General features: G+C 70.8%; 8 protein-coding genes. All 8 read left to right on the top strand.

Features of this window, described 5'->3' with window-relative positions:
- Positions 1–581: hypothetical protein (locus AAGI91_17185; protein MEM1044345.1), on the top strand; the 581-nt coding region annotated here is incomplete at its 5' end.
- An 84-nt stretch (positions 582–665) separates the two neighbouring features.
- Complete coding sequence (locus AAGI91_17180; GenBank protein MEM1044344.1) at positions 666–1,655, top strand: WYL domain-containing protein; 990 nt, start codon at positions 666–668, stop codon at positions 1,653–1,655.
- Positions 1,656–1,683: 28 nt separating this feature from the next.
- Positions 1,684–2,349, top strand: coding sequence for a CRISPR-associated endoribonuclease Cas6 (locus tag AAGI91_17175; protein ID MEM1044343.1), 666 nt, complete (start codon positions 1,684–1,686; stop codon positions 2,347–2,349).
- Between the two features lie 8 nt (positions 2,350–2,357).
- Entirely contained in the window at positions 2,358–3,131 is a 774-nt protein-coding gene (locus tag AAGI91_17170) for a hypothetical protein (protein MEM1044342.1), read from the top strand.
- On the top strand, positions 3,131–4,774 hold the full coding sequence (locus tag AAGI91_17165) for a hypothetical protein (protein ID MEM1044341.1): 1,644 nt from the start codon (positions 3,131–3,133) through the stop codon (positions 4,772–4,774). Before AAGI91_17170 ends, AAGI91_17165 begins: the two co-directional genes overlap by 1 nt.
- Before the next feature lie 6 nt (positions 4,775–4,780).
- Positions 4,781–5,704, top strand: coding sequence for a type I-PGING CRISPR-associated protein Cas7/Csp1 (cas7p, locus tag AAGI91_17160; GenBank protein ID MEM1044340.1), 924 nt, complete (start codon positions 4,781–4,783; stop codon positions 5,702–5,704).
- A 3-nt stretch (positions 5,705–5,707) separates the two neighbouring features.
- Positions 5,708–8,098: a CRISPR-associated helicase Cas3' gene (cas3, locus tag AAGI91_17155; GenBank protein MEM1044339.1), complete on the top strand. Its 2,391-nt coding sequence runs from the start codon at positions 5,708–5,710 to the stop codon at positions 8,096–8,098.
- Positions 8,098–8,358, top strand: a 261-nt coding sequence (locus AAGI91_17150) for a Dna2/Cas4 domain-containing protein (protein ID MEM1044338.1), incomplete at its 3' end; no start/stop codon positions are given. The genes cas3 and AAGI91_17150, both read left to right, overlap by 1 nt.

Here is an 8,358-nt window from a genome sequence, read left to right as displayed (position 1 = left end):
GCGAGATCGCCGTCGTGGTCGCCCTCCGCGACGGGGTCCCGCTCCGCGACGCCCTCGAACGCCTCGGAGTCGACACCGCAGCCCTCGACCTCCCGCCTCCGCCGGAGGCCGTCCCGTTCTCGCGCATCGCACCGGGCCAGGTCTTCGAGTGGAAAGGCCACGTCTGGACTCGGGGCGCCCTGCACCACGCCCTCGACGCGACCCCAGACCGGGACGAACACCCCCGCGTGGTCGCGGCCTACCTCTCCTCGACCAGGCGCCGCCGTCCCGCCACCGCATTCCGCTGGGCCTCTGGTGAGGAGACCCCGGAGCCCGCGTGCGTCGCCGAGCGAGTCGAGTCTGACGAGCCCGTCATCCCGACAGCTCTTGAGACCTCCCCCCGCGTCTCGCCGCCTCAATCCGTATGGATCTCGATAGCCGACCGGTCACCCGACCTCGGCCGCGCTGTCATCGTGGACGCTCCCTCCGGGCCGATCAGAGCACGGCTGCTCCTGGCCGAAGAGGCGTCCGGTGGTGCCGTGTGGCAGACCGCGGGCGGCGACCACCTCGACCTCGACGAGGTCTCCCGCTGGCGGCCCTGACCGTCTCAGACCTTCGCCTCCGATGGGTCACGTCGTTGGGGACACCCTTGTCCGCAAGGGCCAGACCCGGCCGTACCCTCGGGCATGCCGACCACCCGCGACCGCCTCCTCGACCTCCTCGCCACCCGCCCCGGCCTGGCCCAGCACGAGGTCGCCGACCGCCTCGGCGTCGCCACCCGTACGGCCCGGCGCCACCTCACGGCCCTCCAGGCCGAGGGGACCGTCCTCGCCATCCCCGACGGCCCAGCCTCGCGCTACCGGCTTGCCGATGGCGCCCACCCGGCCACGCCCGTCCCCCGCCTCACCGACGACGAGGCCCAGGCGCTCGCCGTCGCGGCCCTCGCCGCCCGGCCCCTCCTCGCGCCGACCCCGCTGCTCCCGGCCCTCGACGCCGCCGCGGCCAAGCTCCGCGCCTCGTCCGTCGCCGACGTGCTCTCGTTCGAGCCCGAGGCCGACGACGCCCACTGGTCGTTCGACGGGGCCGCCGGCGGCGTCTCCTCGGTGCTCGACCCGTCCGTCTTCCGGGCCCTCCTCGACGCCGCCCGGGGCGGCCACGCCGTCCGCGCCGACTACGTCACGGCGTCGCGCCAGGCGCTCGGCCAGGGCCGCACCCTCGCCCCGCTCGCGCTCCTCGTCCGCCACGGGTCCTGGATGGCCGCCTGCCGCGACCTCGACGCCGACGGCCACCCGGTCAAAGACTTCGCGCTCGCGGGCTTCCGGGCCGCCACGCCGCTCCCCGACCGCCGCGCCGAGCCCCCGCCCGGGTGGTCGCCCCAGACCCACGCCGCCGACCGCCTCGGCGCGCTCGACGGCGACCCCGAGGAGGTCCGACTGCTCGTCTCGCCCCCGGCCGCGCCCTACTTCCGCCGCAAGGAGTACGCCCGCACCCAGATCGTCGAGGCCGAGCACCCCGACGGCGCGCTCACGGTCTCGTTCGAGACGGCCGGGCTGGAGGACGCGCGGGCGTTCGTGATGGGGTGGGGCGCGCTCGTCCGCGTTCTCGGCCCGCCCGCGCTGGCGGAGGCTGTCGCCAGCAGCCACCGCGCGGCGGCAGATCTGTACGCGGACTCGTAGTCTCAGCCCCCCTCAATCGCACGCACCCATGCGCCTCCACCTCAAGCTGTCTCCCAACACGGCGCCTGTCCCGTTCGACCACCTTCACTGGCTAACGGGCGTTCTTCATAAATGGCTCGGCAAGAACGAGGCCCACGATGGGCTGAGCCTCTACTCGTTCGGCTGGCTCGGCGGCGCGAAGCCGGTAGGGGAGGGGCTCCAGTTCGCCGGCGGTGCCGAATGGCGCGTTTCGTTCGTGTCCGACGACCTCTCTGACCGGCTCCGCGCGGGCATCCGACAAGACCCGACAGTCCTCGCCGGAATGCGGGTCTACGAGATCCGCGAGCAGATCACGCCCGGCTTCGGCCCCGCCGCCCGGTTCCTGGTCGACGGCGCCGTCCTCACCCGACAGAACCGCGACGACGGCGGACGCGACCACCTGACCTACGAGAACGAGGCCGCCGACGAGACGCTCACTCGGACGCTCCGCACCCGTCTCGACGCGGCCGGGCTGGTGGACGATGCCCGCCAGACGACGGCCCGCTTCGACCGGACCTACGACAAGGCCCGCACCAAGCTCGTCACCCTCAAAGGCACGCGGTACCGCGCCAGCGAGTGCCCCGTCATCATCGAGGGGACGCCCGCCGCCGTGCAGGCGGCGTGGCTCCTCGGCGTTGGCGAACTCACCGGCATGGGCCTGGGCGCCCTCAAATAGACGAACCCATGACCCTCGACTTCTTTCTCGAACCCCCTGAACGGACCGTCCGCGGCGAGCTCGTCGTCGAGGCGCTCTCCCCGCTCTCGATGGTCTCCGCCCAGCCTGGGAGCTACTACCGGGGCGCCACAGCCCCCAGCGACGCCATGCTCCTGGGGATGCTGGAGAACGCGCTCGGCTGGCACCTCGGCCCGATCGACCGGAAGGCCGCCCTCAAGAGCCTCCGGAAGCAAGCGAAAAAAGCCCACAGCAAGACCGAGTGGGCTGACTCGCCGTGGCTCGCCGACGACCCGATGGGCTCCGACTCCGGGTTCGTCTCGCTCCTCGGTCACCACCTCGCCTTCGACGGGCTCCGCGAGATCCCCCAAACCCTGAGCTATGACGACCTCTGGGCGCGCCTCCAGCGTGACCCGGACGGGCGGACCTTCTTCAATGGGAGCCGGAGGTATGACGCCCGGATCGAGTCAGCGATTACCAGGGCGAAGCAGGGCCGACTCTCGTTCGGCGACCGGTCGGCACACGAGACGCTGTCCCCTGATGAGGTGGTAAGGGCCCCCGACGAAAGCCCCGTCCATTACAAGAGCCTCCGGGGTCGTTTCCCGACGTACTCCGTGAGTCCTACCCCGCGGGGCTACGTCGTCCCGCTCGGGGAGTACCGCTTCGGTGCGAGCGCGACGCCGGACGTCGCGGACCTCCTCGCCGCGGCTCTCGAAGACCCTGCGGCTCCGCTCTACCTTGGCTCCAACGACGGCTGGGTCGACGCCCGCTGGGAGGTGCTCTGATGAACTACAACGCCCTCCACCCTTACCCCCGCTACGGCGCCGCTGTCGCCCTCGTCCGTGCCGGCAAGACGCCGGCCGAAGTCGAGACGCCCGAGGCGCTGGCGCCCCTCGTGGCCGAGGCCATTGAGGCCGCGCTCACCCAGTATACCGTGTACACCCTAGACGACCCGGAAGCGGAGGGGACACAGACCCTCACGTTTGACTGGGTCAAAGACCCCGAGCCCGGGAAGTCCACGAAGCAAGACGCGGACCACGGCTACTACCTAGCGCCCCACGTCGTCACGTCGGATGCGTCGGCGGCTGGCTTGCTGAAGGCGGCCAAGGGGTTTATCGCCGACCTTCGCGATGGCAACCTCTCGAAATCGACGGAGCTCAAACGGGCGTTCGCCCCCTTCGTCGCCAAGGTCAACAGTGGTAATACGTCGCTGAGCTACCCCAAGGCAACCCGTCTCAACGCGGCTCTCACGGCGCTCACGACGGTCACGCCCAACAAAGCCGCGGCGTGGTCGCTCGGGACGGCGGGGCTCGTCCCAGACCTCCCCTTGATCGATCCGGGCGAACCGAGTCGGTCCCCACTTCTCGACTACGTCGAACTGTTCGGTCTCCTCAGCCGACAGTACTACGACACGGAAGCTGCGATGCGGACGCCTCGTAAGGAGGGGGGCGGCTACAAGCGGCCTCGGCTTCACGAGGGCAACTTCCCTGAGGCCCCATCCAACGGTGCACTCGGCGCGCTCGGCGTCGTCGCCAGTGTCGGTTGGTGGGCACGCCACGGCGACACACACGCTGTCGAGCGGGACGCCGGGGAGTGGGCGCGGCGGGTGCTCAACCTCCTCGCTGAACGCCCGCTTCTGATCGCTACCCAGGGCGACAGCGTCTCGAAAGACTCCCGTCAGGAGCAGTTCGGGCACCACCTCGTCGGGCTCGCGCTCGACGGCGACCTCCGCGCTGCGCTCATCGCCATCAACCGAGTTCGGCCAGTCGGCTTCGTCAACTGGAAAGACAAGGCAAGCAAGGACAAAGTCGAATTCTTCCGAATGATGGCTGGCCGGTTCGTCCGCTTATTCACGCGGCCGGCCCTCCGCGACTTCCTCGCCACCCGCGCGGCCTACCCGGCCGAGCTCGGGTTCGTCTTCGACGCCTACTTCACCACCCACGCCATGCCTCCTCTCTCCCCCGACCTCGTCGCGTCGGCGCGCGCCTACGGGGCCGCCCTCAACTACGCGGCCTACCGCGCCGCCTCCGCCGACGCCCAGTCCGACGAGAAGCGCCGCGGCAGCGACGCCCGGAAGGCCGCCGAGTATAAACAGCGGGCGCTCGTCGAGTTCGAGAGCGCCGTCCAGAGCGCGAAGTCCGGACCGGAGTTGCTCGCGAAGGTGGGCAGCCGGGCCGGGCGGCTGGCCGGGTTCGACATGCCCGCCAAGGCCGGCGCCTTCATGGAGGCCGTCGCCTCTTGGGGAGACGACCAGCAAAAGCTCGCGCAGGCCCGCGACCTCGTCACGGCCTTCATGCGCCTGAGCACCTACGACTCCTCGACGTCCGCTCCCGCTGGCGACGAAGCCCGTCAGCCCGACGGCGACGCCCCTGAGACCGCACCGGAAGCTTCCTCCCAGAACGACCTCTTCCCCGACGACCGCACCTAACCCGCCATGACCATCAAGTCCCTCACCGTCACCGCGCTCGCGCCCATGAGCGACCATGCCGCCAACCGCGGCGAGAAGCTCCTCGGCAACGCCTCCTCCATCAAGCGCCGCCCCGACGGCCGGGTCTACATCTCCGGCCAGATGCAGCGCCACGCGCTCTTCAGCGCCATCGACCGGCTCAACGCCGATGATCCCGATCGTGGCGAGACGTTCGTCGCCAATGGCGACGCTCCTGCCCTCGACATGGCGATCGACCTCCGGAGTGACCTCGGCGGATTTCTCGAACCCTCGCTCGGCGACTACTCCGGCCGCCGGACCGCCCCGCTCACGGCGACGCCTGCCGTCGCCGTCCACGAGAGCGAGGTCGGTCGCGACCTCCTCGTGCGCGTGAAACCGGATCCGAAGCGTGTGACCAAGACGGGGAAGGTCGACGACAAGCCGCAGGCGCTCGCCACCAACGAGTACTCCCAGCGCGACCTCATGCGCATGAGCTTCCACGTCGACGTGGGCGCCGTGAGCCGCACCAAGGCGTTCACCTACGACGACGAAAAGCACGTCGGGACCGAAATCGAGACGCACGGCATCGACGACGCCGAGCGCCGCCGCCGCGTCCGCCTCGCGCTCGAGGCCACGCGCTCGCTCACCGACTACGCCAACCAGGCCCGCAACGCGACCTCCGGCGAGCCCGAGCGGGTCCTCATCGTGCTCGACCCGAAGATGAGCCGGAAGGCCGCCCGCTTCTTCGAGCCCCGCACGTCGGACGCCGAGCGCGAGGCGGTCCAGGCCAACCTGCTCGCCGAGCTCGACGCCCGCGGCGCCCTCGTCTTCCAGGGCGACGACACGACGGCCGACGGCCCCTCGGTCCACGAGGCGTACGAGGCCGCCCTCGCGGCGCTCGCCGAGCACGACCTCTACGATCCCGCCGCCTGACCCGTGGAGCCGCTCGGCAAGCCTTCCGGCATCCCGCTCGCTGCCCACCGCCAGCACGTGCTAGACGAGTCCAAGCGGCTCCTCGGCGCGCTCCCGTACCTCGCGGAGAAGTACGCCGCGCTCGTCCCCGGCGCCGACCTCCGCCAGCGCGTTCTGCGCGCGGCTTGGTACCACGACTGGGGCAAGGAGCACCCTAACTGGCAGACCGCGTGCCAAAGAGACTACCGGCTGTACCAGGACTGGCGCCGACGCCGGGGCCTGGACCCCGACACGCTCTCCGCCGGTGACTGGGACTCGTACTACTGGGACACGAGGAACACCGGCCCAAACCTCCGCGACGCAAAGCTCCGCCACGAGTTCGACTCGCTCTGCCGCTGCGACGAGGACGACCGGATCGACCTCTCACTCGCCGAGCGTGTCGCCATCGCCGCCCACCACGGCAAGCTGAGCGCCCGCCACGAGCGCCGCTGGCGGACCGACGCCGGGGGCGAGTTCGAGCCGACGTGGACGGGGCTCCAGCGAGAGTGGTTGACTCGGACGCGCGCTCTCCGCCGCGACCTCGCCGCCTCCGCCCGCCAGCGCTACGAGACGGCCGGTGTCCGCGCGCTCCTCCGGCTGGCAGACTCGCGCGCCAGCCGCGCCGAGGCAGGTGGCGAACTGGCGGCCGTTCTACCTTTCGAGTACGAGTACCCGTACGCTGAGCGCCGCAAGGTTCAAGACCTCGCGCTCAAGCACGCCGAGGACTGGGTGACCATTCTCCGCGCACCGACCGGGAGCGGGAAGACGGCCGCGGCCCGGCTCTGGGGCCAGCGCCAGACCGAGCTTGGCCGGGCCGACCGGCTCGTGATCGCCATGCCGACGCGGTTCACGGCCAACGCCCTCGCCCTGGCGCCCGGCGACGCCCCCGAGCAGACCGGGCTCTACCACTCCAGCGCGTGGCACGCCCGCTTCGGCGACCTCGGCCGACGTGACCCCGCGCACGACCTCGCCCGCGAGCACCACGCGCTCGCCCGGCTCCTCGCCACGCCGACCACGGTCTGCACCGTCGACCACCTCCTCATCGCGCTCACCGGGACCCGCGAGGACCACCACGCGACGTTCTTCTTCCTCGCCAACGCCGCCGTTGTCTTCGACGAGGTCGACTTCTACGAACCGTTCGTCCAGGCCAACTTGACCGTCCTGCTGGCGGTGCTCCGCGCGCTCCGCGTGCCGGTCCTGCTCATGAGCGCGACCGTCCCCGAGTCGGCCCGCCAGCTCTACGGCGTCGACGCCGAGGTCCGCCAGTCGACGGCGCAGGCATCAGGCCGCCGCTGGCTCTACGAACACCCGCCGGTCGAGAATCCGGAAGACGCGGCCGAGGTCCTCGACCGGATGATCGAGGAGGGCACGGGCATCGTCTACGCCAACACCGTCGAGCGGGCCTACCGCTACTGGCGGTATCTCCGGGAGCAGGCCGGTGACCTCCCGGTCTACCTCTACCACAGCCGGTTCACCGAGCCTGACAAGAAGACGATCGAGGACGCGCTCGTCGGGAACGAGGACAAGGGCGTTCTCGGGGCACTTGGGCGGCGGGCCTGGGAGGCTGGGGCGGCGCGTGGGGTCGCTGTCTTTACTCAGATCGGTGAGATGAGCATCAACGTCTCGGCCCCACTCATGCTCTCGGACCTCTGCCCCTGGGACCGCCTCGCCCAAAGGGCAGGCCGCCTCGCCCGGTTCGAAGACCTCATCCCCGAGGGCGAGCTGTACGTCGCCGCGCCCCACCGTAAGGGCGAGCTCTACCCGGCGCCCTACGGCTCCTTCGACGGCCCCGCCCAGGGGTGGGCTGCGGGCGAGCCCCTGTTGGAGACGGCCCGACGCCTCGCCGCCCTGCTCGCCGATGGCCCGTTCGAGGTCACGCCCGAATTACTCGTCCGCGAGGTGAACGCCCTTTACCCCGAGGCCGCCGCGCCCGACGCCCGCGCCCGCACGAACGCGCGGACCCTCCGGGAGATGATCTGCGAGAACTGGATGATCGTTCCGAAAACGGACCCCGATGAGGACGAAGCGACCGTCGGAAATCAGTGGAAGAGCAGGGACATCCCGCCGCAAGCAACGCTGCTCGTCTTGCACGAAGAGGACCTCCCGGAAGGGAACACCCCGTACCGCTTCCGTACCTGGCCGGACTACCACGGCTTCGTCCTAGAGCGTGGTATCGCGTGCCCGCATTACCTGCTCAAGCGGGCCATCGACCGGGACGAGGTGACGCGGTTCTGCTACACCATCGGCAACGACCCGGAGACGCAGAAGGCGTTGGCCTACCTCGCCTACGACGCACCCGAAAACGGGATCGGGAGCGGCCTCGGCGCGCTATCGGCCCGGTTCGAGGAGGATTCCCCCGGGGCGGCCATCCTCTGATGTCCTTCCGTGCATCGGCCCTCCGTGTCGGCGGCATGCTCGTCGGCTACCACGCCGTCTGCCCCCGGAAGGCGTGGTACGCCATGCGCGGGCTCTCGATGGAGCACGAGTCCGACGCCGTCCGCCTCGGGAAGCTGTTGGACCAGACCAGCTATGCCCGCCGCCGGCGCCCGGCTATGATCGAGGCGACCGCCCCCGACGGCACCGCGCTCGTCGCCAAGATCGACGGCGTCGACCTCCGCCACGGTGTCCTCCACGAG

The sequence above is a fragment of the Bacteroidota bacterium genome (genome assembly GCA_038746285.1).
Lineage (GTDB): Bacteria > Bacteroidota > Rhodothermia > Rhodothermales > JANQRZ01 > JANQRZ01.
This window is presented reverse-complemented; position numbering and strand designations above follow the sequence as displayed.

Bases quoted from the DNA above. Each gene is read 5' to 3' on its own strand.
- AAGI91_17165 (MEM1044341.1), top strand. From the start codon at position 3,131: ATGAACTACAACGCCCTCCACCCTTACCCCCGCTACGGCGCCGCTGTC.
- AAGI91_17180 (MEM1044344.1), top strand. From the start codon at position 666: ATGCCGACCACCCGCGACCGCCTCCTCGACCTCCTCGCCACCCGCCCC.
- AAGI91_17170 (MEM1044342.1), top strand. From the start codon at position 2,358: ATGACCCTCGACTTCTTTCTCGAACCCCCTGAACGGACCGTCCGCGGC.
- cas7p (MEM1044340.1), top strand. From the start codon at position 4,781: ATGACCATCAAGTCCCTCACCGTCACCGCGCTCGCGCCCATGAGCGAC.
- AAGI91_17175 (MEM1044343.1), top strand. From the start codon at position 1,684: ATGCGCCTCCACCTCAAGCTGTCTCCCAACACGGCGCCTGTCCCGTTC.